This is a genomic window from Pseudomonas sp. BIGb0176 (genome assembly GCF_024810175.1).
GTDB lineage: Bacteria > Pseudomonadota > Gammaproteobacteria > Pseudomonadales > Pseudomonadaceae > Aquipseudomonas > Aquipseudomonas protegens.
In genome coordinates, this window is record NZ_JANUEC010000004.1 from 586,883 (window position 1) to 613,595 (window position 26,713).

Annotated in this window: 21 protein-coding genes; 11 read left to right on the forward strand and 10 right to left on the reverse strand. The window is 64.4% G+C overall.

Features of this window, described 5'->3' with window-relative positions:
* Window positions 1–16: 16 nt before the first annotated feature.
* From M2395_RS25785 to M2395_RS25800, 4 genes are all read left to right on the forward strand, one after another.
* Window positions 17–1,927: an ankyrin repeat domain-containing protein gene (locus tag M2395_RS25785; RefSeq protein WP_405046105.1), complete on the forward strand. Its 1,911-nt coding sequence runs from the start codon at window positions 17–19 to the stop codon at window positions 1,925–1,927.
* A gap of 100 nt (window positions 1,928–2,027) precedes the next feature.
* Window positions 2,028–3,953, forward strand: coding sequence for an ankyrin repeat domain-containing protein (locus M2395_RS25790; RefSeq protein WP_123431133.1), 1,926 nt, complete (start codon window positions 2,028–2,030; stop codon window positions 3,951–3,953).
* Window positions 3,954–4,117: 164 nt separating this feature from the next.
* Window positions 4,118–5,149, forward strand: coding sequence for a histone deacetylase family protein (locus M2395_RS25795; RefSeq protein ID WP_015637522.1), 1,032 nt, complete (start codon window positions 4,118–4,120; stop codon window positions 5,147–5,149).
* 12 nt (window positions 5,150–5,161) lie between these two features.
* Window positions 5,162–6,262 (forward strand): polyamine ABC transporter substrate-binding protein, encoded by a 1,101-nt coding sequence (locus tag M2395_RS25800; RefSeq protein ID WP_053160490.1) that lies wholly within the window; start codon window positions 5,162–5,164, stop codon window positions 6,260–6,262.
* Between the two features lie 113 nt (window positions 6,263–6,375).
* On the opposite strand, the gene M2395_RS25805 is transcribed toward M2395_RS25800, so the two are convergent.
* Window positions 6,376–7,587, reverse strand: coding sequence for a YeeE/YedE family protein (locus M2395_RS25805; RefSeq protein ID WP_123431134.1), 1,212 nt, complete (start codon window positions 7,585–7,587; stop codon window positions 6,376–6,378).
* A 39-nt stretch (window positions 7,588–7,626) separates the two neighbouring features.
* Window positions 7,627–9,177 (reverse strand): PLP-dependent aminotransferase family protein, encoded by a 1,551-nt coding sequence (locus tag M2395_RS25810; protein ID WP_053154660.1) that lies wholly within the window; start codon window positions 9,175–9,177, stop codon window positions 7,627–7,629.
* A gap of 104 nt (window positions 9,178–9,281) precedes the next feature.
* Between M2395_RS25810 and M2395_RS25815 the strand changes: the two genes are divergently transcribed.
* Genes M2395_RS25815 through M2395_RS25825 form a run of 3 tightly spaced genes read left to right on the forward strand, consistent with a single transcriptional unit; the run spans window position 9,282 to window position 11,085 of the window.
* Window positions 9,282–9,905 carry an FMN-binding negative transcriptional regulator gene (locus M2395_RS25815; RefSeq protein ID WP_053154662.1) on the forward strand — a complete coding sequence of 208 codons (624 nt, stop codon included), beginning with the start codon at window positions 9,282–9,284 and terminating at the stop codon, window positions 9,903–9,905.
* 42 nt (window positions 9,906–9,947) lie between these two features.
* A complete protein-coding gene (locus M2395_RS25820) occupies window positions 9,948–10,394 on the forward strand; it encodes a GNAT family N-acetyltransferase (RefSeq protein ID WP_053160496.1) in 447 nt (148 codons plus the stop codon).
* 19 nt (window positions 10,395–10,413) lie between these two features.
* Window positions 10,414–11,085, forward strand: coding sequence for a GNAT family N-acetyltransferase (locus M2395_RS25825; RefSeq protein WP_053160498.1), 672 nt, complete (start codon window positions 10,414–10,416; stop codon window positions 11,083–11,085).
* 66 nt (window positions 11,086–11,151) lie between these two features.
* On the opposite strand, the gene M2395_RS25830 is transcribed toward M2395_RS25825, so the two are convergent.
* Entirely contained in the window at window positions 11,152–12,051 is a 900-nt protein-coding gene (locus M2395_RS25830) for a homocysteine S-methyltransferase family protein (RefSeq protein WP_041752699.1), read from the reverse strand.
* A 110-nt stretch (window positions 12,052–12,161) separates the two neighbouring features.
* Between M2395_RS25830 and M2395_RS25835 the strand changes: the two genes are divergently transcribed.
* Window positions 12,162–12,983: an ABC transporter substrate-binding protein gene (locus M2395_RS25835; protein WP_015637530.1), complete on the forward strand. Its 822-nt coding sequence runs from the start codon at window positions 12,162–12,164 to the stop codon at window positions 12,981–12,983.
* Window positions 12,980–13,816, forward strand: a complete 837-nt coding sequence (locus tag M2395_RS25840) for an amino acid ABC transporter permease (RefSeq protein ID WP_015637531.1) — start codon at window positions 12,980–12,982, stop codon at window positions 13,814–13,816. Before M2395_RS25835 ends, M2395_RS25840 begins: the two co-directional genes overlap by 4 nt.
* 3 nt (window positions 13,817–13,819) lie before the next feature.
* Here M2395_RS25840 and M2395_RS25845 read toward each other — a convergent pair whose 3' ends face one another.
* From M2395_RS25845 to M2395_RS25860, 4 genes are all read right to left on the reverse strand, one after another.
* Window positions 13,820–14,089 carry a helix-turn-helix domain-containing protein gene (locus M2395_RS25845; RefSeq protein ID WP_011064320.1) on the reverse strand — a complete coding sequence of 90 codons (270 nt, stop codon included), beginning with the start codon at window positions 14,087–14,089 and terminating at the stop codon, window positions 13,820–13,822.
* Window positions 14,086–15,360, reverse strand: coding sequence for a type II toxin-antitoxin system HipA family toxin (locus M2395_RS25850; protein ID WP_041752701.1), 1,275 nt, complete (start codon window positions 15,358–15,360; stop codon window positions 14,086–14,088). Before M2395_RS25850 ends, M2395_RS25845 begins: the two co-directional genes overlap by 4 nt.
* Before the next feature lie 232 nt (window positions 15,361–15,592).
* Entirely contained in the window at window positions 15,593–17,401 is a 1,809-nt protein-coding gene (oadA, locus tag M2395_RS25855; protein ID WP_015637533.1) for a sodium-extruding oxaloacetate decarboxylase subunit alpha, read from the reverse strand.
* 11 nt (window positions 17,402–17,412) lie between these two features.
* On the reverse strand, window positions 17,413–18,828 hold the full coding sequence (locus M2395_RS25860; protein ID WP_015637534.1) for an acetyl-CoA carboxylase biotin carboxylase subunit: 1,416 nt from the start codon (window positions 18,826–18,828) through the stop codon (window positions 17,413–17,415).
* 190 nt (window positions 18,829–19,018) lie between these two features.
* Between M2395_RS25860 and M2395_RS25865 the strand changes: the two genes are divergently transcribed.
* Entirely contained in the window at window positions 19,019–19,981 is a 963-nt protein-coding gene (locus M2395_RS25865) for a LysR family transcriptional regulator (protein ID WP_123431135.1), read from the forward strand.
* Here M2395_RS25865 and M2395_RS25870 read toward each other — a convergent pair.
* The 3 genes from M2395_RS25870 to M2395_RS25880 form a co-directional block, all read right to left on the reverse strand.
* Window positions 19,923–20,135 (reverse strand): PA3496 family putative envelope integrity protein, encoded by a 213-nt coding sequence (locus tag M2395_RS25870; RefSeq protein ID WP_072451902.1) that lies wholly within the window; start codon window positions 20,133–20,135, stop codon window positions 19,923–19,925. The two genes, M2395_RS25865 and M2395_RS25870, sit on opposite strands and share 59 nt — an antisense overlap.
* A 185-nt stretch (window positions 20,136–20,320) precedes the next feature.
* Entirely contained in the window at window positions 20,321–21,187 is an 867-nt protein-coding gene (gene hexR, locus M2395_RS25875) for a transcriptional regulator HexR (protein ID WP_011064325.1), read from the reverse strand.
* Between the two features lie 167 nt (window positions 21,188–21,354).
* A complete protein-coding gene (locus M2395_RS25880; RefSeq protein WP_053154701.1) occupies window positions 21,355–24,219 on the reverse strand; it encodes a bifunctional diguanylate cyclase/phosphodiesterase in 2,865 nt (954 codons plus the stop codon).
* Window positions 24,220–24,466: 247 nt separating this feature from the next.
* Between M2395_RS25880 and uvrD the strand changes: the two genes are divergently transcribed.
* On the forward strand, window positions 24,467–26,650 hold the full coding sequence (gene uvrD / locus M2395_RS25885; protein ID WP_041120472.1) for a DNA helicase II: 2,184 nt from the start codon (window positions 24,467–24,469) through the stop codon (window positions 26,648–26,650).
* Window positions 26,651–26,713: the final 63 nt, after the last annotated feature.

The following is a 26,713-nucleotide window of genomic DNA, read 5'->3' on the forward strand; positions in this document are numbered from 1 at the left end:
GCAAGGGACTGCACGCTTGAACCTATTCACAGACGCCATCGGCATTCGCAGGCTTTGCCTGGCACTGGTGCTGCTGGCTGGCGTCCCCGTCGCCCAGGCGTTCGACCTGTCCAAGATCCGCTGGTGGGAGATGCAGAGCGACATCCTCCTGGACGACCCGGAAACCGCCACGCTGCAACTCGAACCCTTTCCCCTGCCCGGGCTGGCCCAGGCGCCGGCCCGAGTGATCCTCAGCCAATACCAAGGGTTGTTCTATCTCAATGGCTATGCGGATGGGCAGTACCGGCAGCGAGTCTACAAGTCGCCGCCCTTGCCGCTGTTCGATGCCCAGGCGCTACAGGTCTGCGTGCCCGAGCAGCGACCCGTTGAGGCCACCGACAACTGGCCGCCGAGCAAGCAACTGGAAGCCGCCCTGAGCCTGACCAAGCTGAGTTTCGACTGCCAGAGCCCAGGCTGGGAGTTGAGCAATCGCTACTTGCTGGTGGACAGCCGCGATCCCCAGCGGCCGTTGCTGGCCATCGGTCAGCGCCAGGGCGAGGCACGGATCGACTTCACCCCGCAGCAACCGACCAGCCCCGAACTGCAGCAGCAATGGCTGCAAGCCCTGCAGAAGTACCCGAAGCTGCTGGAACCCTTTGACGCCAGCAGCGGCCAGCTCAGCGTCAAGCCCTATGCGCCGCCGCCCAGCGCGGAGCAGGTCTGGACAGAATTTCGCCAGCTGCACACGCAATTGCGCGATGCCAAAGACAAGGCCCCGGGCATCGCTCGGGTGGAAGAGTTCTTCAGCCGTCAAGACTTTCGCGCGATCGCCCCCGAGCGCAGTACCTACCCGGGCCTGCTAAACGACATCGCCTATTGGGCCACCGAGGCCGGCCAGTTGCAGAGCGCCCGCCCCTGGCTGGCGTACGTGCTGCGTCGCGACCCGGGGCGCATGCCGACCTACCTCAATCTGGCGGACCTGGATTGGCGCCTGTACGAACAGCAGCCCGCGGACACCCGGCACCGGGGCCGGGCCATGGAGAACTATCGGCTGTATTGCGGGCTGCGCCTGCAACGCCAACTTGGGGTCCCCGCCAGGGTCACCCAACGCCTGGGCCTTGAGGCACCCAGCGAACCGGCCTGCCAAAGCGCCTGGCCGCTGGTGACGGCGGTGGACCAGGGTGACGCGGGCGAAGTCCGGCGCCTGCTGGAGAACGGCCTGAGCGGCGACGTCATCGCCGCCGACGGGCGCCCGGTGCTGTTGCACGCGCTGGACAAGCCAGACCTGGACATCGCCCGGCTGTTGCTGGCCCATGGCGCCCGCCCCGACGGCCAGTACAACGGCCGAACCCAGGTGGTCCTGGCCATGCGCCGCGACCTCAAGGACAACCCCGACCTGAACCGGGCCAAGCGCCTTGGGTTCCTGTTGCAGGCCGGCGCCGCCATCGATGAGCAGGACGCCCAGGGTGGCACCGCGCTGCAGGAAATGGCGAAAAACCGCGAGGACATCGAGCGCTTCAACTGGCTGCTGCAGCACCCCCAGGACCTCGACAAACGCAGCGGGCCAGACGGCGTAACCGCGCTATTCCTGGCGCTCAAGGGAGGCAACTACGCTGCTGCCCGGCAACTGGTGGCGGCCGGTGCCAACCTCAACCTGAGCTACGGCCGCGATTTCTGCGCACAGCAGCCGATTCGCGAAAGCCTGCTGATGATCGTCGCCGAACAGGGCTCGCCCGAAGTCATCAATCCCTGGGTCAGCCAGCAAGAGAGCCTGGACATGTTCACCCTGCTGCTACAACTTGGCGCCGACCCCAACGTCGGCCGCTACTGCAAGAACAACGGCTACACCTGGCTGCTGGAGATCATGGCCCGGCGCAAGCGCGACGACATGCTCAAGGTGCTGCAAGGCTTTGCGCCGCCACCGCCGGCGACGGCGTTTCGTCTTTGAGGCGTGGCGCCGAACCCGCTGCGCCTCTGAAACAAAGCCCGGCACAACAGTGCCGATTGCATTACATTGCCGAGCTTTCTATCGGCAAGGGACTGCAACGTTGAAGCTATTCTCAGGCGCCATCGCCCGGCGCATCGGCATTCGCGGGCTTGGCCTGGCGCTGGCACTGCTGGCTGCCACCCCCGTGGCCCAGGCTTTCGACCTGGACCTGGCCTGGTTCAAATGGTCGGGAATGCGCCGCAACTTCGTCCTCGACTACCCGGAAACCGCCACCCTGGAGCTCAAGCCGTTCCCCCTGCCGGGCCTGGCGCGGATGCCGCTGCGGATTGTCCTGAGCCAGTACCGCGGGCTGTTCTACTTCAATGCCTATCAGGACCTGCAGTACCGGCAGCGGGTCTACAAGTCGCCGCCGATGGCCCTGTTCAGCCCTGAAGAGCTGCGGGCCTGTGTGACCCCGGGCGATGACATCCAGGTCAACGACATCTGGCCCACAAGCAACAGCCTGGTCCCCGGCATCACCCTGACGCCCCTGAGCTTCCAGTGCAAGGAGCCATCCGAGTGGCAACTTAGCGGGCGCTGCCTGCTGATCGACCAGCGCGATCCGCAACATCCGCTGCTGGCCATCAGTCACCGCCAGGACCTTGGCCAGATGGAATTCACCCCGTTGCAACCCATCAGCGAGGAAACCGGGCGGCAGTGGTTGCAGGCCCTGGAGACATTCCCGCCGTGGTTCCGCCCCTTCACCCAAGGCAGCGGGCCGATCACCGTCAATGCCTTTGTGCCTGCGCCAGCCTCGACCCCGGACAGCCTGTGGAAAGAGTTCCGCGCGCTGCACGAACAACTGCGCACGGCCAAGGACAAACTGCCGGGCATCCGCGAAGTGGAAGACTTCTTCGTCACCCATGACTTTCGCAGCATCGCCACCGAGCGCCGCGAATACGCCGGCCTGCTCAACGACATCGCCTACTGGACCAGCGAAGCCGGGCAGCTGCAAACCGCCCGCCCCTGGCTCAAGGAGGTGCTGCGCCGCGACCCGGGGCGCATGCCGACCTACCTCAACCTGGCGGACCTGGACTGGGCGATCTACCAACAACGCACGCAGGACAACATCCACCAGGGCCGGGCCATCGAGGGCTACCGGGTGTATTGCGGCCTGCGCCTGAAGCGCCAGATGAGCATCCCGCCCCGGGTGCTGCAGCGCTTGGGCCTGAACGCCGCCAATCCCCGGGACTGCCAGGCCTTCTGGCCGCTGGTGGACGCGGTGGATACCGGCGACCTGAGCGAAGTGCGGCGCCTGCTGGCCAGTGGCATCAGCGGCGAGGTCATGGCCGACGATGGCCGCAGCGCCCTGTTGCACGCCCTGGACGCACCGCACCTGGACATCGCCCGGCTGTTGCTGGAGCACGGCGCCCACACCAGCGGCCTGTACAACTGGACCACCCTGGCGACCCTGGCCATGCGCCGCGACCTGGGCGACAACCCCGACCTGAGCCAGGGCGGGCGCCTGAAGTTCCTCATCGAGGCTGGCGTGGCCATCGACGAACCCGACAGCCAGGGCGTGACGCCACTGATGCAGATGGCCGAGAACAAGCGCAGCCTGCAAGGCTTCAGCTGGCTGCTGCAGTACCCGCAGAACCTCGACCTGCGCAACAAGAATGACGGCGAAACCGCACTGTACCGGGCCTTCTCGGGCAACAACTACGTGGCCATGAAGCAGTTGATAGCGGCCGGCGCCAACCTCAACCTGAGCTACGGCCGTGCCGTCTGCAACAACCAGCCCGTCGGCGAAAGCCTGCTGACCCTGGTCGCCGACAAGACCTCCGCCGACGCCCAGTCGCCCTCCGTCAGCCAGCAGGACACCCTGGAGATGTTCACTCTGCTGCTGGAGAAAGGCGCCGACCCGAATGTCGGCCAGCACTGCGAGAAAAAGGGCTACGCAATATTGCTGGAAGCCATTGCCCGGAAAAAACGCGAGGACATGCTCAAGGTCCTGCAGCGCTACGCCCCTACCCCGCCTGCCAGCTGAAACCGGATGGCGCCCCGCAACGGGGCGCCATGCCTCTTTAAGGGGCGAATTTCGGTCAAACACTTTGGCCATATCAATCCCCTTTTGGCCGCTCCTGCCGTTCTCCCAAACCCCGCGCCCCGCAAGACTGTGATCCACCGAATCAGCCTGCGGAGAACAAGAAAATGCTGACGATCTACTCGGACGATCACCACCTGCACCACGGCCGTTGCGAACTCATCGACGGGCAACTGATGCCCTGCTTCGAAATGCCTTCCCGGGCCGACCACGTGCTGGATCGGGTGAAACATCAAAACCTGGGGCCGGTAGAGGCACCCAAGGACTTCGGCCTGGAGCCCATCGAGCGCATCCACAGCCGGGCCTACCTGGACTTCTTCAAGGGCGCCTGGGCGCGCTGGGCGGCACAGGGCATCGACGGCGACCTGCTGCCCTACACCTGGCCGGCGCGTACCTTGCGCAGCGTGATTCCCACCAGCCTCCACGGCCAGCTCGGCTACTATAGCTTCGACGGCGGCGCGCCGATCACCGCCGGCACCTGGCAGGCGGCCTATAGCGCGGCGCAGGTGGCGCTGACCGCCCAGGCCCATATCCAGAATGGCGCCCACAGTGCCTTCGCCCTGTGCCGGCCACCGGGACACCACGCCGCCGGCGACCTGATGGGCGGCTACTGCTACCTGAACAACGCCGCCATTGCTGCCCAGGCGTTCCTCGATCAGGGCCACAGGAGGGTCGCGATCCTCGACGTCGACTACCACCACGGCAACGGCACCCAGTCGATCTTCTATGAGCGCAGCGACGTGCTCTTCACCTCGATCCACGGCCACCCGGAAGCCGAGTTCCCGTTCTTCCTGGGCTATGCCGACGAATGCGGCGAAGGCGCCGGGGAAGGCTTCAACTTCAACTACCCACTGGCCGCCGGTAGCGGCTGGGATGCGTGGAGCGCGGCCCTGGAACAGGCCTGCAACGAAATCCAGCGCTATGACGCCGACATCATCGTGGTGTCCCTGGGCGTGGACACCTTCAAGGACGACCCGATCTCGCAATTCAAACTCGACAGCCCGGACTACCTGGCCATGGGCAAGCGCATCGCCGCCCTCGGCAAGCCGACGCTGTTCGTCATGGAAGGCGGTTATGCGGTAGAGGAAATCGGCATCAACGCCGTCAACGTTCTCGAAGGCTTCCAAAGCGCCCAGTGAGGGATTCGCATCATGCAAAGACTCAAACGCTTAATGATCCCCGCCCTGTGCGCCAGCCTGCTGGGGACCGCCGCCCACGCCGAAGAACGCACCCTGCGGGTGTACAACTGGTTCGACTACATCACCCCCAAGGCCCTGGAAGACTTCAAGGCCCAGAACAGCCAGGTGAAGCTGGTCTACGACATCTTCGACACCAACGAAGCCCTGGAGGCCAAGCTGCTCACCGGCAACTCCGGGTATGACGTGGTGGTGCCGTCCAACGTGTTCCTGGCCAAGCAGATCGAGGCCGGGGTGTTCCAGCCCCTGGACCGCAGCAAGCTGCCCAACTGGAACCACCTGGACCCCAAGCTGATGAAGCTGATCGAGGCCAACGACCCGGGCAACAAATTCGCCGTGCCCTACATGTACGGCACCATCCTGATCGGCTTCAACCCGGACAAGGTCAAGGCCGCCCTCGGCGACAAGGCGCCGGTGGACAGCTGGGACCTGATCTTCAAGGAAGAGAACATCAGCAAGCTCAAGCAGTGCGGCGTGGCCCTGCTCGACTCGCCTTCGGAAATCCTGCCCCTGGCCCTGCAGCACCTGGGCCTGGACCCCAACAGCAAGAAGCCGGCGGACTACGAGAAGGCTGAAGCGCTGCTGATGAAGATCCGGCCGTACATCACCTACTTCCACTCCTCCAAGTACATGGCCGACATCGCCAATGGCGATATCTGCGTGGCCGTGGGCTATTCGGGGAGCTTCTCCCAGGCCGCCAACCGCGCCAAGGAAGCCAAGAACGGCGTGACCGTGGACATGCGCCTGCCCAAGGAAGGCGCGCCGATCTGGTTCGACATGCTGGCGGTCCCCAAGGGCGCGAAGAACCCGGAAGATGCCTACACCTTCATCAACTACCTGCTGCAACCCCAGGTGATTGCCCCGGTCAGCGACTTTGTCGGTTATCCCAACCCGAACAAGGACGCGACCGGACTGGTAGACCCTTCGATCCGCAACAACCCCAACCTGTATCCGACAGAAGCGGCCATGAGCACCCTGTACACGCTGCAGCCGTTGCCCCGTGATGCAGAGCGGGCGCGGACCCGGGCCTGGACCAAGATCAAGTCCGGGACCTGATCCGGCGCAAGCACACGGGCGGTGTTCTGGTGGGCGGCGAACGACGAGGACGCGGCGGGTGATAGACCGCGTCGCCGCTGTTCGCCGGCAAGCCGGCTCCTACACAGTGGCGTTTAGCAGCCGGTGAGGCCTTGGGGGCTGCGTTCTTCGGCGAAGAACCAGGGCCGCAGGCGCACGCCCACGCCGTTGCCGATGAAGGCCGCCACCAGCCACAGCCAGCCATGCAGGCTGCCGGAGGCGATGCCGCTGAAGTAGGCGCCGATGTTGCAGCCATAGGCCAGGCGCGAACCGTAGCCCAGCAGCAGGCCGCCGATTACCGCCGCTACCAGGGAACGGGGGGGGATTCTCAGGTTGGGGGCAAAACGTCCCGCCAATCCTGCCGCCAGCAACGCACCCAGGACGATGCCGATGTCCATGACACTGGTGATGTCCTGCCACACCGGTGCCGCCAGCGCCTTGGCATTCGCCGCGCCCTGCCAGAACACCCAGCTGCCTACGTCCACCCCCAGCCCGCTGGCGACCTTGGCGCCCCACAGGGCGAACGCCGAGGTAATGCCCCATGGGCGCCCCGCCAGGGCCAGGGTGGCGAAGTTCAGCAGAGCCAGGGCTACCGCGCCCCAGACCAGCGGCCAGGGGCCGCGCAGCAGCCGGCGCCAGCCCTGGTGCTCGCTGGTGACCGGAGCTTCAAGGCTGCCATGACGGCGCTTTTCCAGGGTCAGGGTGAGCACCGCGATCAGCGCGAACAGGCACAGGCTCAGGCCCAGCGCCGGGCCTACACCAAAACTCTGGACGATAGAGATTGGCGGCAGCGACGGCAGCGCAAACCACCAGTCGACGTGATGGGTGGCGATCAGCGAACCGCAAATGAAGAACGCCAGGGTCACCAGCATCCGCGCATTGCCGCCGCCAACGGTGAACAGGGTGCCCGAGGCGCAACCGCCGCCCAACTGCATGCCGATGCCGAAGATGAAGGCACCGAAGATCACCGAGACGCCGGCCGGCGCCACCAGCCCCACCACCGGCTGGCCGAACAGGCTGCCCGCCCCCAGCGCGGGGAAGAACAGCAGCACCGCCAGGGCCAGCATGACCATTTGCGCTCGCAGGCCGGCGCCACGCCGGTCGCGGATGAACACCCGCCAGGCCGAGGTGAAGCCGAAGGCCGCGTGGTACAGGGTCAGCCCCAGGGCAGCGCCCAGCAGCAACAGCAGCACCTGGCGGGCACCCACCTGGGCTTGCAGGAACAGAGCACCGGCCACCAGCAGCAGCAAGGCGAACAGCGGGGCGCCGAACTTGCGTTCAGGCGCCAGGGAGAGGGTCTGGCTCATGGGGGTTCTCGCGCGGGAAATGCTCGCGAGTATACCGCTTCAGGCCCGCCAGGCCTGGCGCAAACGGCTTACCGCAGCCTGTATATCGGCTTCCGGCACAGCCGCGAAGCCCAGCACCAGCCCGGCCCGCTGGTCCTCGGGCAAGGTGGTTTGCGGCAGCCAGTAGCTGCTCAGGCCGGCGACCTCGACCTCCACACTGGCGGCCTGGGCCAGCAGTTCCTGTTCCCGCGCCAGGCTGTCGACCCGCACCGTCAAGTGCAGCCCCGCCGCCACGCCGGGCAGTGGCCCGACGCCGCCGATCGCCTGCGGCCAGGCCGCCAGCAAGGTGTTGCGCCGGCTCAGGGCCGCCCGGCGCATGCGCCGGATATGCCGCTGGAAGTGCCCGGCGGCCATGAACTCGGCCATCACCGCCTGGGTACTGACCTCGGAATGGCGCACGTCCACCGCCCGGCGCTGGGCGAAGGCCTGGACCAGGGTCGGCGGCAGCACCAGGTAGCCCAGGCGCAGGGCCGGAAAGGCGACCTTGCCGAAGGTCCCGACGTAGATCACCCGGCCCTGGCGGTCCAACGCCGCCAGGGGGGCCAGGGGCGCACCGCTGTAGCGGTACTCGCCGTCGTAGTCGTCCTCGATGATCCAGCCCTGGCTGCGTTCGGCCCAGGCCAGCAGCTCCAGGCGCCGGGCCAGGCTCATGATCACCCCGGTGGGGTACTGGTGGGACGGCGTGACATAGGCCAGGCGGCAGCTGTCCAGCTGCTCCAGCTGGCGGCAGTCGATGCCCTCCTGGTCCACCGCCACGCCCTGCAACTGCGCACCCGCCAGGGCGAAGGCATGCCCCGCGGCGCGGTAGCCGGGGTTTTCCACAGCCACCTTGTCGCCGGGCTCCACCAGCAGCTGTGCACAAAGGCTGATGCCCTGCTGCGCGCCACTGGTGATCACAATTTGTTCAGCCGTGCAGTTCAGGCCCCGAGCGCTGCGCAGGTAGGCGGCGATCAGGCTGCGCAGCCGCGGATCGCCCGCCGAGTCGCCGTAGCACAACTGCCCGAGGTCGGGCCTGCGCCAGAAAGCCGCATTCAGCTTGGCCCAGACCTCGAACGGGAACAGATCGAAGGCTGGCACACCAACCCGAAAAGCCCGTGGCGGCCCCTTGGGCGGGGTACTCAAATGATGGGTTTGCAGGCGCTGCCAGCCGCTGCTGTGGATAACTTTACTGGATAAATCACCAGCCATTTCTGTCTGTTTTGTGGATAAACCTGTGGGTAAGCCTGTTGAAAACCCTGTGGATACTTTTGTGGATAGTTTTTTGATCGGCAATCGGGTTTCCGGCAATTGCGCCACATAGGTGCCGTCACCGACCCGCCCTTCGATAAAACCCTCGGCGTACAGCTGGTCATAGGCCCGCACCACGCTGTTGCGGGAAATCCCCAGGGCGGCGGCCAGGTCGCGGCTGGCAGGCAGGCGCGTACCACTGGCCAGGCGCCCGTCCAGCACCCGCTGTCGCAAGGCCTGGTACAGCTGGCGACTGAGGCCCTGGCGGCGGTCCAGCTCGATGCCGGCAGGGTTGAAAGACAGCGGAGGCAACGCACTGTTCATCGCGGGATCTCCAGGGAATTGGACCTATGAAATAGACCAGAAATGGCTCTTACAACGAACCATTAGCCTGCCTAGGATGCAGCCACTCGCCAAGGATTTTTTCTATGTACCTACCTCGCGCTTTCGTCGATGAAGACCTCACCCGCCTGCACGGGGTGATGCAGCACAGCCGTCTGGCGACCCTGGTGACCTGGGGTGCCCTGGGCCTGCAGGCCAGTCATCTGCCACTGTTGCTGAGCCCCGAACAGGGCGCCAATGGCACCCTCTACGGGCACTTGGCCAAGGCCAATCCGCAGTGCGCCGAGCTGGCCAGTGGTGCCGAAGCTCTGGTGATTTTCACCGGCGAAGACGCCTACGTCAGCCCGTCGTTCTATCCGAGCAAGGCCGAACACGGCAAAGTGGTGCCGACCTGGAACTACGTGGCGGTGCACGCCTACGGCCAACCCGAGGTATTCACCGACCCGCAGCGGCTGCTGAAGGTGGTGGAGGGCCTGACCGAGCGTCACGAAGCCGGTCGCCCACAACCGTGGAAGGTGGCCGATGCCCCGGCCGACTACCTCGACAGCATGCTGCGGGCGATTGTCGGTTTTGCCCTGCCGATCCAGCGCCTGGAAGGCAAGCGCAAGCTCAGCCAGAACCGCAATGTCGAAGATATTGCCGGGGTACGCGAAGGGCTGGCGGCCAGCGCCGACCTGGGCGACCAACAACTGTCCCGGCTGATGGGTTAGGCGTACAGAACATTTTTCGTACAGAACAACAAAGGAGCCTTCATGAGCCAGATCCAGATCCGCCCCGTCACCGCTGCCGACCATGCCGCCTGGCTGCCGTTATGGCAGGCCTACCTGAGCTTCTACGAAACCGAACTGCCGGACGCCGTGACCCAAAGCACCTGGCAGCGTTTTCTCGATGCCGGCGAGCCGACCCACGCGGCCCTGGCCTGGGACGGCGAGCGCGCCGTGGGCCTGGTGCATTTCATCTACCACCGCTCCAACTGGAGCATCGAGAATTCCTGCTACCTGCAGGACCTGCTGGTGACCCCGGACCAGCGCGGCACCGGCGTCGGCCGCCAGCTGATCGAGTTCGTCTACACCCAGGCGAAACAGGACGGCTGCGCCAAGGTGCACTGGCTGACCCACGAAACCAATGCCACGGCCATCCAGCTGTATGAGCGTATTGCCGAGCGCCCGGGTTTCATCCAGTTCCGCAAACCCCTCTGAGTTGCCAAGGAGCCACTGCATGTCGATTTCACTCGCCGATTGGAAAGGCGTTCCCGCCCCTTCGGCCACCCTGCTTGAAGGGCGCTTCATCCGTTTGGAAAGGCTCGACCCGGCGCGCCATGGCGACGATCTGTTCCAGGTGCTGCAAGGCCCTGGCGCCGACCCCGTGCTGTGGAACTACCTGCCTTATGGCCCCTTCCCCGAGCGTGCGGCGTTCGATGCCTGGCTCGCTAACCACGCCGTCGCCAGCGACCCGTACTTCTTTACCGTGATCGACCGCGCCAGCGGCCAGGCCCAGGGCCTCATCAGCCTGATGTCCATCGTCCCGGCCCAGGGGCGTATCGAGATCGGCCATGTAACCTTCGGTGCACCGATGCAACGTTCGCCAAAGAGCACTGAAGCGGTGTACCTGCTGGCCAAGGAAGCCTTCGCCCTGGGTTACCGGCGCCTGGAATGGAAGTGCAACAACGCCAATGCCCGCTCGCGCTACGCCGCGGAACGTTTGGGTTTCAGCTTCGAGGGTGTGTTTCGCCAGCACATGGTGGCCAAGGGGCAGAACCGCGATACCGCGTGGTTCTCGATCCTGGATGGGGAATGGCCGGTGATTGCCAAGGGTTTCGAGCAATGGCTCAGCGATGAGAACCAGAGCGGCTCGGGGCAGCTCAAGTCGCTGGCGGAGTGTCGCGGGTAAGCGGGATTTTCGCCGGCAAGCCGGCTCCTACAGGCCTGTGTAGGAGCCGGCTTGCCGGCGAAGGACTCAACCGAGCTTCTGCGCCAACACCGCAATATGCTCCGGCCCAATGCCGCAGCAACCGCCCACATGGCTGGCACCGCGCTGGTGCCAGTCCGCCACCCATTGCAGATAACCCGGCGGGTCCAGGTCTTCACGCAGCGGGCACAGGCCATCGTTGGCGGTGGCATCCTCGGGCTGCGGCGGGAAGGCATTGGCGTACACGCCGATATGGATCTGCACCCCCAAGCGCTCGAAGGTTTCACGAGCCGCATCCACTGCCGCACCAATCACTTCCGGCTGGCTGCAGTTGAACAGCAGGGTCTGCACGCCCAACTGCGCCGCCGCTGCCGCCGCTTCTGCCACCGGTTCGCCGGAACGCAGGCGCGGCACTTCGTCGACCTCTTCGTCCTTCAGGGTGAAGGACAGCCAGAACGGCTTGCCGTCCTTGGGCAGGCCGGCGTGGATAGCCCGCGCCTCGGCGATGGAGCTTTGGGTTTCTGCGAGCCACAGGTCCACGAAAGGCGACAGGCCCTTGACCAGCGGGCTCAGCACTTCCTCGACCCGGGACGCATCGAACAGGTCCGGGCGATAGGAACCGAACAGCGGCGGCAACGAACCCGCGACCCGCACCGGCTTGCCGGAGGCCTCTACTGCGCGGCGCGCCAGCTCACCGGCCAGAGCCGCCAGGGCTTGGCCTTCAGCGGCAAAACGTTCCTCGCCGATATGAAACGGCACCACCGCGTAGCTGTTGCTGGTGATCACGTTGGCACCGCTGTCGATATAGGCCGCGTGCACCGCCTCAACCGCCTGGGGCGCCTCGCTCAGCGCCAGGGCCGACCATTCAGGCTGCCGGAACGGCGCCCCGCGACGCTGCAGTTCACGCCCCATACCGCCATCGAGAATTACCGTATTGCCTGCGCCCATATGCTTTTTACTCATATGCTTATGAAAATAACTCACTACCGGAGTCGTTCTTATAACTATTAAATACGCACCATTCGGTTAATAACAACTCTTTTTCAGTCAGGATTCCGATGAATTTCAAACCGCTGCTGGCCCTCGGCCTGACCCTTCTCGCCGCCTCTTCCCAAGCCTTCGCCGGCGCCACCCTGGAACGTATCGAGCAGAAAAAGGAGCTGGTCGGAGTGCTGATGGAAAGCTATCCGCCCTTCTCGTTCCTCAATGACCAGAACCAGCTGGACGGCTTCGACGTCGACGTGGCCAAGGCCGTGGCCGACAAGCTCGGCGTCAAGCTGCGCCTGGAAACCCCGTCCTGGGATGTGATCGCCGCCGGACGCTGGAGCGGGCGCTACGACATCTGCATCTGCTCCATGACCCCGAGCAAGGCCCGCGCCGAGGTCTTCGACTTCCCGGTGCAGTACTACGCCTCGCCGGCGGTAATCGTGGTCAACGCCAAGGATGAACGGATCCACGGCGCCCAGGACCTGAGCGACAAGAAGGTCGGCCTCACCGCCGCCTCCAGCTACGAGGGCTACCTGAACAAGAACCTGGTGATCGAAGGCGCCGAGGACACCCACCTGCAATACCCCTTCGAGAATGTGCAGATCGCTCCCTACGACACCGACAACGTGGCCTTCCAGGACCTCGGCCTGGGCCCGGGCGTGCGCCTGGATGCGATCCTCACCAACCTGGTCACCGCCCAGCCGCGCCTGACCCAGGACTCGCGCTTCAAGCTGGCCGGCGAGCCGCTGTACGCCGAGCCCAACTCGGTGGCCATCGAGAAAGGCGATGCCCAGTGGAATGCCAAGGTGCGTGAAGTCTTCGCCCAGCTGAAGCAGGACGGCACCCTGAGCAAGCTGTCGCAGAAATGGATCGGCGCCGACATCAGCCAATGACCGCCTACACGCCACCGCCGCAGCCACCACAATCGGTGGCTGCACCGCTGCTCAAGCGCCTGCTGGGCTTTCGCACCCGCCTGTACCTGACCTGGGCCGCGTTGCTGGTGCTGTTCGCCAGCTTCTTCCTGAGCTTCGACCTGAAGTTCTCGATCATCCTCGACAAGCTGCCGAACCTGCTGGGCCTGCACCTGTCCCCCAGTGGTTTCCTCCAGGGCGCGGCGCTGACCCTGTTCCTTTGCGCCTGCTCCATCGTCGCTTCGTCGCTGCTGGGCTTCATCACCGCCCTGGCACGCCTGTCTTCAAGCGCCGTGGCTTTCGGGATTGCCAGCTTCTACGCCTCGTTCTTTCGCGGCACGCCGCTGCTGATCCAGATCCTGCTGATCTACCTCGGCCTGCCGCAACTGGGGGTGGTGCCGGGCGCCATTACCGCCGGGATCATCGCCCTGTCGCTGAACTACGGCGCCTACCTCAGCGAGATCTTCCGCGCCGGCATCCTCGGCGTGCCCCAAGGCCAGCGCCAGGCCGCCCTGGCCCTGGGCATGAGCGACAGCGCGATCTTCTGGCAGGTGACCCTGCCCCAGGCCATGCGCACCATCATTCCGCCGGCCACCAACCAGTTCATCTCGATGCTCAAGGACTCGTCGCTGATCTCGGTAATGGGGGTCTGGGAAGTGATGTTCCTGGCCCAGTCCTACGGCCGTTCCAGCTACCGCTATATCGAAATGCTCAGCACCGCGGCGCTGATCTACTGGCTGCTGTCCATCGGCCTGGAACTGATCCAGGCGCGGATGGAAAGGCATTACGGCAAGGGTTACGTTCAGCGCGGGTGAAGCTCAAGGGCGCAGGGAAACCACTCCCATCTGCAGGCCGAAAGGCTTGAACACCGCGTTGAGCGACTTGAGGGTCGGGTTGCCGTCGCCGTGTTCGATATGGATCAGGGTACGCAGGGAAATCCGGCACATCCTGGCGAACTGGCTCTGATGCAACCCGGTGACTTCAGTGCGCAGGCGCTTGACCGCATCACCAACCGACAAACGCCCAGCGGCCAGTTCCTGGCGGATGTTATCGATCAGCAGGCCGCGCTGTTCCAGGGTCGTAGTCATCGCAAACCCCACTCCTGCAGGCGTCGATCCAGGTCACGCAGGTAAATGCGCGGGTGATTCAGGGTGGCCTCGGGCAAGCCCCCGGCACTCAGCAGGTCCGGCAGGGCCCGTAGCCGTTCGGCATCTTCGCGCAGGCGCGTCAGCGCAGCATCGGGATCGATCAGCGGCTTGAGGCTGGCACACACCTGGCGCCAGTCGATATCACCCGCCACTTCCATCCGGCCGGGCCATTTGGTGCTGCGGGTAATGCCCTTGTCATCCATCACTCGCGGCGCCAGATCGTGGATCGGCGCCAACTGCACCTGGCCCTCGTGACGGATGATCCAGGTATTGCGCCCATGGTTGGCCGAGTTGCCAAGGATCTTGTTGAGCAGGTCCCGACGCAGGTAGTCGGCCACCAGCTCCGGGATCGCCGAGGCCTGCCCGGCGGTTCGCCAGAGTTCGGCCAGCAGCCCCAGGACCTTGGTGTGCCGCATGCCCAGGCTCTGGCCGGGCAACCCCGCCAGGGAATAGATGGACTCCAGCGCCAGCCGTTCCACACCCTGCCCGTGCAGGCGACGATCAAAGCGTCGCATCCACAGGCTCGGCTGCCGCTCCTCTTCCAGGGCCAGGCCTTGGGCGGGAACCGTATCGATGCCCAGCTGCTGCAGCGCCCGGTAGTAGTGGAACTCGCTTCTGAGCATGTCGCAGTCATTTGGCGTCGCCTGCTCTGGCGGGCATTTCACCAGCCAGTGGCACGCCGCCAACCTGTCTTCCAACAGCGCATCGGGGTACAGCAACCCGTCTCGCCCCTGGGTCAGCAGCAGCTTCGTCGCCTCGCCAACGGCACCGGTGGCACCGCTCATTGCCGCTCCCTGTTCATGGGCGTATTCAAGAAAGCGGTTGTCGCGGGCGCTGACCTCGGCCCGGGAGAACCCCAGCAGCGGCCATTCATTCATGGCGGCAAGGGACTCCTTGATCCGCAGATTGCCCATGGGGGCCGCGCTGGATCGGGCCAGCAGGAACAAGTCGGGGGCAATGCCGGCGGGGCGCGCGTCCACCGAGCGCTCGGCCAAAAAACGCTGCATGGTGAGCGTCGGCGCAATGTCATACAGGAACGCCGGGGCGCCCGGACTGCGCAGCAGTTCCCAGGTCAGCGGCAGACGCACACTCACCGATCCCGCCAGCGGCGTGGCAAAGGCTTCCAGATTGCCTGCCAGGTACGACTGCTCATAACCCAGACGGCAAGGGCTGGTGAAGCCCTGCTCGGGATGCTCGAAAATCAGGGTCATCGCATCGCTCCACGTCCCGGCGCGATGGACCTGTAAAGTCAGCTGTAGCATTCATTACCTGCAATTTAATGTACTTTTGGTGCGTCATTACCTCTGCGAAATGCATTGTAATGCAGATACAGCCAATTTTTGCAGACAATAAGTGCACTAAAATGCACTCAGGCAAATCGTGGACAAAAAAAGGGAGGCCGTAGCCTCCCCGAGGTAAAGCGTTGCAGATGAAGGCCTGAACTCAGCCTTCGATCTCGATCAGGATCTCGCCCGGGTTGACCCGGTCGCCCTTGGCCACGTGGATCGCCACGACCTTGCCGGCGATGGCTGCCTGGACTTCGGTCTCCATCTTCATGGCTTCGGTGATCAATACCGCCTGGCCGGCCTTGACCGTGTCGCCTTCCTTGACCAGCACATCGACGATGTTGCCCGGCATGGTGGTGCTGACATGGCCCGGGGCGCTCGCCTGCTTGCGCTTGCTGCCACCACCGCCGACGAATTCGTTGAGAGGTTCGAACACCACCTCTTCCGGCATGCCGTCGATGGACAGGTAGAAGTGGCGCTTGCCTTCGGCCTTGACCCCGACGCCGGTGATGTCGACGCGGTAGGTCTCGCCGTGGACGTCGATGACGAACTCGGTGGGCACGCCTTCACCGCCCGGCTTGCTCACGCCGCCCGCTTCAGGAATCGGCAGCAGCACTTCCGGAACCAGGGTGCCGGCCTCACGCTCTTCGAGGAACTTGCGCCCGATGTCCGGGAACATGGCGTAGGTCAGCACGTCTTCTTCGGAATGCGCCAGGGCGCCGATTTCGCCACGCAGCTTGGTCATTTCCGGCTTCAGCAGGTCGGCGGGACGCACGTCAATCACGTCTTCGCTGCCGATGGCCTGGCGCCGCAGTTTCTCGTCGACTTCCCCCGGAGCCTTGCCGTAGCCGCCTTGCAGGTAGAGCTTCACTTCGTTGGTGATGGTCTTGTAGCGCTCGCCAGCCAGGACGTTGAAGAACGCCTGGGTACCGACGATCTGCGAAGTCGGGGTCACCAGCGGCGGGTAGCCCAGGTCGTGACGGACCCGTGGAATCTCGGCCAGCACTTCGTTCATGCGGTTCAGGGCGCCCTGCTCTTTGAGCTGGTTGGCCAGGTTGGAAATCATCCCGCCCGGCACCTGGTTGACCTGCACCCGGGTGTCCACGGCGGTGAATTCGCTTTCGAACTGGTGGTACTTCTTGCGCACGGCGTAGAAGTACAGGCCGATTTCCTGCAGCAGTTCCAGGTCCAGGCCGGTGTCGAACTCGCTGCCTTTGAGGGCTGCGACCATGGACTCGGTACCCGGGTGGCTGGTGCCCCAGGCGAAGCTGGAGATGGCGGTGTCGATATGGTCGGCGCCGTTCTCGATGGCCTTGAGTTGGCACATCGCAGCCAGGCCGGCGGTGTCGTGGGAGTGGATGAACACCGGCAGCGACAGCTCGGCCTTCAGCGCCTTGACCAGCTCGCCGGTGGCGTAAGGGGTCAACAGGCCGGCCATGTCCTTGATCGCGATGGAGTCGCAGCCCATGGCTTCCATCTGCTTGCCCTGGGCCACGAAGGCCTCGATGGTGTGCACCGGGCTGGTGGTGTAGGCGATGGTGCCCTGGGCGTGCTTGCCGGCGGCTTTCACCGCTTCGATGGCGACCCGCAGGTTACGCACGTCGTTCATGGCGTCGAAGATGCGGAACACGTCGATGCCATTGACCGCCGCCTTGGCCACGAAGGCCCGGACCACGTCATCGCTGTAATGGCGGTAGCCCAGCAGGTTCTGGCCGCGCAGGAGCATCTGCAGGCGGGTGTTGGGCAGCGCGGCGCGCAGTTTGCGCAGGCGCTCCCAGGGGTCTTCCTTGAGAAAGCGCACGCAGGCATCGAAGGTGGCGCCGCCCCAGACTTCCAGGGACCAGTAGCCGACTTTGTCGAGCTTGTCGCAGATCGGCAGCATGTCGTCGGTGCGCATGCGGGTCGCCAGCAGCGATTGGTGGGCGTCGCGCAGGATGGTGTCGGTTACATGAATCTTCTTGGACATTGTTTTATTCCTCACAGGCCTGCGTGGGCGGCAATGGCGGCGGCGATGGCCAGGGCCAGCTCTTCGGGTTTGCGCTTGATCGAGTAGTTGGTCAGTTCCGGGTGGCTCTCAACGAAGCTGGTGTTGAACTGACCGCTGCGGAATTCCGGGTTACGCAGGATTTCCTGGTAATAGGCGGCGGTGGTCTTGACCCCTTGCAGGCGCATGTCGTCCAGGGCGCGCAGGCCACGGTCCATCGCTTCTTCCCAGGTCAGGGCCCAGACCACGAGTTTCAGGCACATGGAGTCGTAGAACGGCGGAATGGTGTAGCCGGTGTAGATCGCCGTGTCGGTGCGCACGCCCGGGCCGCCGGGGGCGTAGTAGCGGGTGATCTTGCCGAAGCTGGGCAGGAAGTTGTTCTTCGGGTCCTCGGCATTGATCCGGAACTGCAGGGCAAAGCCGCGGTGCTGGATGTCTTCCTGTTTCACCGAGAGCGGCAGGCCGGAAGCAATGCGGATCTGCTCGCGGACGATATCGATGCCGGTGATTTCTTCGGTGATGGTGTGTTCCACCTGCACCCGGGTGTTCATCTCCATGAAGTACACCTCGCCCTCGGCGAGCAGGAACTCCACGGTGCCGGCGTTCTCGTAGCCCACGGCCTTGGCCGCGCGCACCGACAGGTCGCCGATGTAGGCGCGCTGTTCCGGGGTCAGCTGCGGGCTCGGGGCGATCTCGATGAGCTTCTGGTTGCGGCGCTGGATCGAGCAGTCGCGCTCGAACAGGTGCACCACGTTGCCAAAGCTGTCACCGAGGATCTGCGCTTCGATGTGCTTGGGATTGACGATGCACTTTTCCAGGAACACTTCCGCCGAACCGAAGGCCTTGGTGGCTTCGGAAATGACCCGGGGGAAAGCCTGCTCCAGCTCTTCACGGCTGTTGCAACGACGGATGCCGCGCCCGCCACCACCGGAGGTGGCCTTGAGCATCACCGGGTAGCCGATGCGGTCGCCTTCGGACAGGGCTTCGTGGATATCGGCCACGTTGCCTTCGGTGCCCGGAGTCACCGGCACGCCCGCCTTGATCATGCTGCGGCGGGCTTCGGTCTTGTCGCCCATGCGGCGGATCACTTCCGCCGACGGGCCAATGAACTTGATTCCACGTTCGGCGCAGATGTCCGCCAGTTCGGCGTTTTCCGAGAGAAACCCATAGCCGGGATGCAGCGCATCACAGCCGGTTTCCACCGCCAGGTTCACCAGTTTGCGTGGGTTCAGGTAGCCGGCCAGCGGCTCGGCGCCAATGCTGTGGGCCTCATCCGCGCGCTTTACATGCAAGGCATGGCGATCGGCGTCGGAGAAGATCGCTACCGAACGGATGCCCATTTCCGCGCAGGCACGCACGATTCGTACGGCAATCTCACCACGGTTGGCGATCAGGATCTTTTTTATCACTTGGAGGTTCCCTTGAGCCGTTGAAACAGACGACCCGCTAGACCGAGTCGGCGCGTGACCAAATGTTTCAAGTCAGTCGCAGCGACACACTAGCTCTGCAGAGGGATTAACAAAAATCAATAATTATTGGGTTGGCCATAAGTAAAGACTTATAGTCATGCCACCAGCCCTTGGCGCGAGCCCTCAAGAAATGCGCAAGTCCTTGATGAGACTGACATTGCGTCAGTTGCAGATTTTCAATGAAGTCTGCGATCTACGCTCCTACAGCCGCGCCGCCGATGAAATGTCCCTCACCCAGCCCGCGGTCAGCCTGCAGATTCGCCAGTTGGAGGAGCTGATCGGCCAGCCTCTGTTCGACTATGTGGGCAAGAAGCTCTACATGACCGAAGCCGCCGAAGCGCTGCAACGGGCCAGCCGGGACATCTTCGGGCGCCTGGAGAACCTCGACATGCAGCTCTCCGACATGCAGGGTTCGCTGCAGGGCCAGCTCAAGCTGGCGGTGGAATCCAGCGCCAAGTACTTCGTGCCGCACCTGTTCGCCGCCTTCAAGCGCCAGCACCCGGAAGTGCACCTGCAACTGACGGTGGTCAACCGCTCCCAGGTGATCCGCCGGCTCTCGGACAATCGCGACGACCTGGTGATCATGTCCATGGTGCCCCAGGACATGGAGCTGGAGTTCCTGCCCTTCCTCAACAACCCGATCGTCGCGGTGGCCCCGCCGGAGCACCCCCTGAGCCACATGGGCCCGCTGCGCCTGCAGGACCTGGAGCCCTACACGCTGGTACTGCGCGAACAGGGTTCAGGCACACGCCTGGCGTGCGAGGAGTATTTCAAGGAGAAGCGCGTGCACTTCACCCAGATCCTCGAAGTATCGTCGGCCGAGGCTCAGCGCGAGTGCGTGCGGGCAGGTCTGGGCGTGGCCTTGTTGACGCGCCACGCCCTGAACCTTGAGTTGGCGACCGGCGGGTTGGTCGAGTTGCCGGTCGAAGAGCTGCCATTGCTGCGCAGCTGGTGCCTGGTGCAGGCCAAAGCCAAGCGCCTGTCACCGGTAGCGCATGCGTTCCTGGGATTCATCCGCAGCGAACGGGTGCAGATCAGCGGCTTGGTTGAACGCTTCGACGGGAAGCTGCGGGCGCCGCCTGCCAGTAATTGACGGCGTCCAGCTCGGGGTAATCGTTGATTTGCTGCTGTAACTGACGCAGCTCGAAGCGGTGTTCGATCGCACGACGAAATTCCATGCGGCGCTGGTCTTCCTGCTGACGACGGGTCTTGACTGCGCTGTTGCTCTCTTCGTAAGGCCGGGCCATTTCGAGTCTCCCAATGCGAGTACGGAAGCTTCACGATGGACGTCGGCGGTTACGGTTTGGCGGCGGGTCGGTTACAGGACGATGAACATTCACAGCGCCTACCTTTCTGTAGGAGCCGGCTTGCCAGCGAAGGCGTCCGTCAGCGCAATGCACAACCCCGAGGCCTCATCACCGGCCAGAGAGACTCAATCGTCCAGGGCTTTCACCGACTTGGGCGACAGGCGCAGGCTGCGCAAGCTGCGCTTGACGCTCTTGAGGTGGTTCACCAGGCTCGGGCCGCGGGCCATGGCCACGCCCATCGCCAGCACGTCGATCACCACCAGGTGGGCGATACGCGAGGTCAGCGGGGTGTAGATCTCGGTGTCTTCGTGCACGTCGATCGCCAGGTTGACCGTGGACAGTTCGGCCAACGGCGTCTGGCTCGGGCACAGGGTGATCAGCGAGGCGCCGCTTTCACGTACCAGGTTGGCGGTGATCAGCAGGTCCTTGGAACGACCGGACTGGGAAATGCAGATGGCGACATCGGTAGGCTTCAAGGTCACCGCCGACATCGCTTGCATGTGCGGGTCGGAATAGGCCGCTGCGGTCAGCAGCAAGCGGAAGAACTTGTGCTGGGCATCCGCCGCTACCGCGCCCGAGGCACCAAAGCCGTAGAACTCCACGCGCTGGGCCTGGGACATGGCGGTCACCGCCTGCTGCAGGGCCACCGGGTCGAGCTTCTCGCGGACCTCCATCAGGGTATGCAGGGTGGTGTCGAAGATCTTCAGGCTGTAGTCGGCGACTGAATCGTCTTCATGGATCGCGAACTGGCCGAAGCTGGCCCCGGCGGCAAGGCTCTGCGCCAGCTTGAGCTTGAGGTCCTGGAAGCCGGAGCAGCCGATGGCCCGGCAGAAGCGCACGATGGTCGGTTCACTGATGCCCACGCTGTGGGCCAGGTCCGCCATGGAACTGTGCATCACGGCCGCAGGATCAAGGAGCACGTGATCGGCGACCTTGAGTTCCGATTTGCGTAACAAATGACGTGACTGGGCGATGTGCTGCAACAGGTTCAAAGGGCTGGACTCATTGTTATTGGCTGACGCCGGGGATGTAGCAAGCTTGTAGTTATACTACAGGAATCGGCTTTTTGCCCGCCCAATGCATCACGAAGTTGCCTGCCTGCCCCCCATTTTCAGCCGGGTACGACTTATGTAGCCGTTGTGGCAGGCAGCCCTGGCGGCTACCGGCTCTGGGCCTGCAACAGCAGCGCGAGGCCTTCGGCGGCCACCGGGCGGCTGATCAGGTAGCCCTGCACCTCGTCGCAGTGTTCCGCCTTGAGGAAGGCCAGTTGCGCGGGGTCTTCCACCCCTTCGGCCACCACTTTCAACGACAGCCCATGAGCCATGGCGATGATCGCCCGGGTGATCGCCGCATCCTCACCGCCCTCGGCCAGGCCGCGAATGAAGGCCTGGTCGATCTTCACGTAATCCACCGGGATCCGTTTCAGGTAACTCAGGGACGAATAGCCAGTGCCGAAGTCGTCGATGGCCAGCTTGACCCCCAGGCCCCGCAGTTGCTGGAAGGTCGCGATGATGTGCTCGACGCTGTCCAGCAGTTGGCTTTCGGTCAGTTCCAGTTCGAGAAAATGCGGCTTCAGGCCGGTTTCTTCCAGCACCTGGCGCACCAGGCTCACCAGCTTGCCCTGGCGCAACTGATACACCGACAGGTTGACCGACACGCGAATCGGCTCCAGGCCCTGGCGTTGCCATTCGCAGGCTTGGCGGCACGCCTGGCGCAACACGAACTCACCAATGGGGCCGATCAATCCGGTCTCTTCCGCCAGGCCGATGAAATCTCCCGGAGGCACCCGGCCCATGACGGGGTGATCCCAGCGCACCAGGGCCTCGGCGGCATTCAGACGGCCGCTGGCCAGGCACAGCTTGGGTTGGTAGAAGACCGTCAACTGGCCCTCCTCAATGGCCTTGCGCAGCTGGTTTTCCAGCTGCAGGCGCTCCAGGGTGCTGGCTTGCAGGCTCTCGGTATAGAACTGGAAATTGTTGCCGCCCAGGTGCTTGGCATGGGCCATGGCCATGTTCGCCTGGCTGATCAGGGCTGCGATCTCCCGGGCGCTATCGGGCAGCATACTGATGCCCATGGAAGCGCTGACTACCAGTTCATGGCCCTCGACGGTGATCGGCAGGCGCAGCTTGCTCAGCAGCCGGGTAGCGACCCGGGTCAGGCTCGACAGGCTGCCGTAAGCGTCGAACAGCACGGCGAATTCGTCCCCGGAAAGCCGGGCGATGGTGTCGGCTTCCGGCAAGGCATTGACCAGCCGCCGGGCCATCTTTTGCAGCAGCTGGTCGGCCACTTCATGGCCAAGGCTGTCGTTGAGCAGCTTGAAACGGTCCAGGTTGATGTGCAGCAAGGCCAGGCTGCGGCCGCCCTGGCGCACCCGCTGATGGGCCTCGCGCAGGCGCTCGCGGAACAGCGAACGGTTGGCCAGCCCCGTGAGTTCGTCGTAATGGGTGAGGTAGCGCATGCGCTCCTCGGATTCGCGCCGTGCCGAAAGATCGGCGAAGAAGCCCACGATATGCCGGACTTTTCCTCGTTTATCACGCACTACATTCAATTGCAGCCATTGTGGGTAGAGCTCGCCGTTCTTGCGTGTCTCCACCAACTCGCCCTGCCAGCTGCCGTACTGTTCCAGGGCCTGGTGGATCAACGGGTAGTGCCGGCGCGCATCGCGGCTGCACGACAGCTCCACTACATTGCGCCCGAGCATGTCTTCGATCTGGTAGCCGGTGACCTGGCTGAAGGCCTGATTGGCGGCGATCAAGGCGTAATCGGGGTCGAGGATGACGATGCCTTCGCTGGCCGCCTCGAACACCGTGGCCGCCAGGTTGCGCTGGACCTCCAGCTCCTTGTCGGCACTGATGTCGCGACGGGTGCCGGCCATGCGCAGCACCCGGCCACTGGGGCTGCGCTCCACGGCCCGGCCACGGTCCTCGATCCACACCCAGTGGCCGGCGCCGTGGCGTACCCGGTACTCCACCTGGTAATCGTCGCTGCGGCCCTTGAGGTGCTCCACCAGGGCGCGCTTGAGCAAGGGCAGGTCTTCCGGATGCAGGCGTGGCTTGAGATGGCTGAGCATGGCCGTGACATCTTCCGGCTCCAGGCCGAACAGCTCCTTGATCTGGGTGTGATGTACCTCGTCGGTCTGCAAGTTCCAGTCCCACAGCCCCAGCTCGCTGGCGTTCAGGGCCAGGGCCAGGCGCGCCTCGCTCTTGCTCAGGGCCTGGTTGGCGGCGTCCAGCTCCAGGCTGCGCTGGGCCACTCGCTGTTCCAGCCCGGTCTGGGCTTCGCGCAGTTGCTCCTCGGCACGGCGGCGCTGCTCCACTTCCCGGGCCAGCTCGCGGTTGAGCTGATCGCTGCGGCCCTGGGCATTCTGCAGGTGCTCGATCAGGGCCTGGTTCTGAAAGCGCCGCAGCAGGCCGCGCTGCATCAGGCGGTTGACCTGCCAGGCCACCACACTCAGCGACACCAGCAGGATCAGCCCGAGCCAGCCCCAGCCACGCTGCTGGTCGTCGCCGCCCCAGAACAGGTAGGCGATGGCCGGCAACAGACATGGCAAGGTGAATGAAAGGAAGGCCTGCAGGCTCACCGCGTAGGCTACGCTGGCGGAGAGGATGGCCGCACCGATGAGGCCGAAGACCCAGGCCTGCTGCAGGAAATTGTCGGTGGGCACCAGGGCGATGCCGGCGCAGGCCAGGGTCAGGCCACTGACCGCCGAGCCCAGGAGAAACATGCGTTGCCACACCGGCTGTGCCTGGCGGCTGGGAATCGCCGAATCGAAGGCCGCCACCTGGATCACCCGCAAGGCCACCAGGGCCAGCAGCCAGACCATCCACACACTGAGCAACAGATAGCGCGCCGGGCTCCATAGCAGCCAGGTGCACACCAGGCCGTTGAGCAACATGAACAAGGTCGGCAGCAACGAGCCCTGGTACAGCAGGCGCGTACGCTCCACTGCCATCTCCACGGCGTAGTGCTGGCGGATGACCCGGGGCTCCACAAAGGGCCCGGACAGGTCGGGGTTAAGTGTCATAGGCAGTGTTCTTATAATGGTTGAGCCCGAAACGTCGCCGGAGCATACACAAGCAAAGCCCCGAGCCAAACTGCTCCAGGTCATAAAATCGATAAAACCGGATGGCCCGGCTTGCACCCTGAAAGCGTCCGGGCGAGAAGCGCCAATGGCTGGGGCCTGTGACCAACCGGTCGTCATCGGCGGCTGTTTTATCGGCTAATGCAAAGCCGGGTTTGCCCGGGGTGGCGCCGCCCCCTAGAATGCCCCGATGCGCGATGATCTCTCCCTCCTGTTGAACTCCCTCAACGACGCCCAACGCCAGGCCGTAGCTGCCTCCGTGGGTCGTCAGTTGGTCCTGGCCGGTGCTGGCTCCGGCAAAACCCGTGTGCTGGTGCACCGTATCGCCTGGTTGATCCAGGTCGAGAACGCCTCACCCCACTCGATCCTGTCGGTGACCTTCACCAACAAGGCCGCAGCCGAGATGCGCCATCGCATCGAACAACTGCTGGGCATCAACCCGGCAGGCATGTGGGTCGGCACCTTCCACGGCCTGGCCCACCGCCTGCTGCGGGCCCACTGGCAGGAAGCGGGGCTGAGCCAGACCTTCCAGATCCTCGACAGCGACGACCAGCAACGCCTGGTCAAGCGGGTAATCCGCGAGCTGGGCCTGGACGAACAGCGCTGGCCGGCCCGCCAGGCCCAGTGGTTCATCAACGGGCAGAAGGACGAAGGCCTGCGCCCGCAACATATCCAGGCCAGCGGCGACATGTTCCTGGCCACCATGCGCGGCATCTATGAGGCCTACGAGGCCGCCTGCCAGCGCGCCGGGGTCATCGACTTCTCCGAACTGCTGCTGCGCGCCCTGGACCTGTGGCGCGACCACCCGGGTTTGCTGGCGCACTACCAGAAGCGTTTCCGCCACGTGCTGGTGGACGAATTCCAGGACACCAACGCCGTGCAATACGCCTGGCTGCGGTTGCTGGCCCAGGGTGGCGACAGCCTGATGGTGGTGGGCGACGACGACCAGTCGATCTACGGCTGGCGCGGGGCGAAAATCGAGAACATCCACCAGTACTCCGCCGACTTCCCGGACACCGAAGTGATCCGCCTGGAGCAGAACTACCGCTCTACTGCCGGCATCCTCAAGGCTGCCAACGCCCTGATCGCCAACAACACCGGGCGCCTGGGCAAGGAGCTGTGGACCGACGGCGGCGACGGTGAAGCCATCAACCTGTATGCCGCCTTCAACGAGCACGATGAAGCCCGCTATGTAGTGGAAACCATCGAGAGCGCGCTGAAGACCGGCCTGGCCCGCAGCGACATCGCCATTCTCTACCGCTCCAACGCCCAGTCCCGGGTGCTGGAAGAAGCCTTGCTGCGCGAACGCATTCCGTACCGCATCTATGGCGGCCAGCGCTTCTTCGAGCGGGCGGAAATCAAGAACGCCATGGCTTACCTGCGCCTCCTGGAAGGCCGTGGCAACGACGCAGCCCTGGAGCGGGTGATCAACGTGCCAGCCCGGGGCATCGGCGAGAAGACCGTCGAAGCCATCCGCGAGCATGCGCGCCACAGCGATGTATCGATGTGGGAAGCCATGCGCCAGCTGGTGGCCAATAAGGGCCTGACCGGGCGCGCTGCAGGTGCGCTGGGGGCCTTTATCGAACTGATCGAAAACCTCGCCGCCAAGACCCTGGAAATGCCCCTGCACCTGATGACCCAGACCGTCATCGAGCAGTCGGGGCTGATTGCCTACCACGAAGCGGAAAAAGGCGAAAAAGGCCAGGCCCGGGTGGAAAACCTCGAGGAACTGGTGAGCGCCGCGCGCAACTTCGAGAACACCGAAGAGGACGAAGACCTGACGCCCCTGGCGGCATTCCTCGGCCACGCTTCCCTGGAAGCCGGCGATACCCAGGCCGACGAGCATGAAGACAGCGTGCAACTGATGACCCTGCACAGCGCCAAGGGTCTGGAGTTCCCCTACGTGTTCCTGGTGGGCATGGAAGAAGGCCTGTTCCCCCACAAGATGAGCCTGGAAGAACCCGGCCGCCTTGAGGAAGAACGCCGGCTGGCGTATGTGGGCATTACCCGGGCCATGCAAAACCTGGTGATGACCTACGCGGAAACCCGACGCCTGTACGGCAGCGAAACCTACAACAAGGTGTCGCGTTTCGTGCGCGAGGTGCCCAAGGGGCTGATTCAGGAAGTGCGGCTGTCCAACAGCGTCAGCCGGCCTTTCGGCGGCGGCCAGTCACAAAGTACCAGCAGCCTGTTCGGCGGCAGCGAAATCCCGGACACCGGCCTGAGCCTCGGCCAGGCGGTACGGCACTCGGTGTTCGGCGACGGGGTGATCCTCAATTTCGAGGGCGCCGGCGCCCAGGCCCGGGTCCAGGTCAACTTCAGCGAAGGCAGCAAGTGGCTGATGCTGGGCTACGCCAAGCTGGAAGCCATCTAACCCCACCCGCTTGGCTTGTGTAGGAGCTGGCTTGCCAGCGAATCTCACTGGCGAAGACCGGCT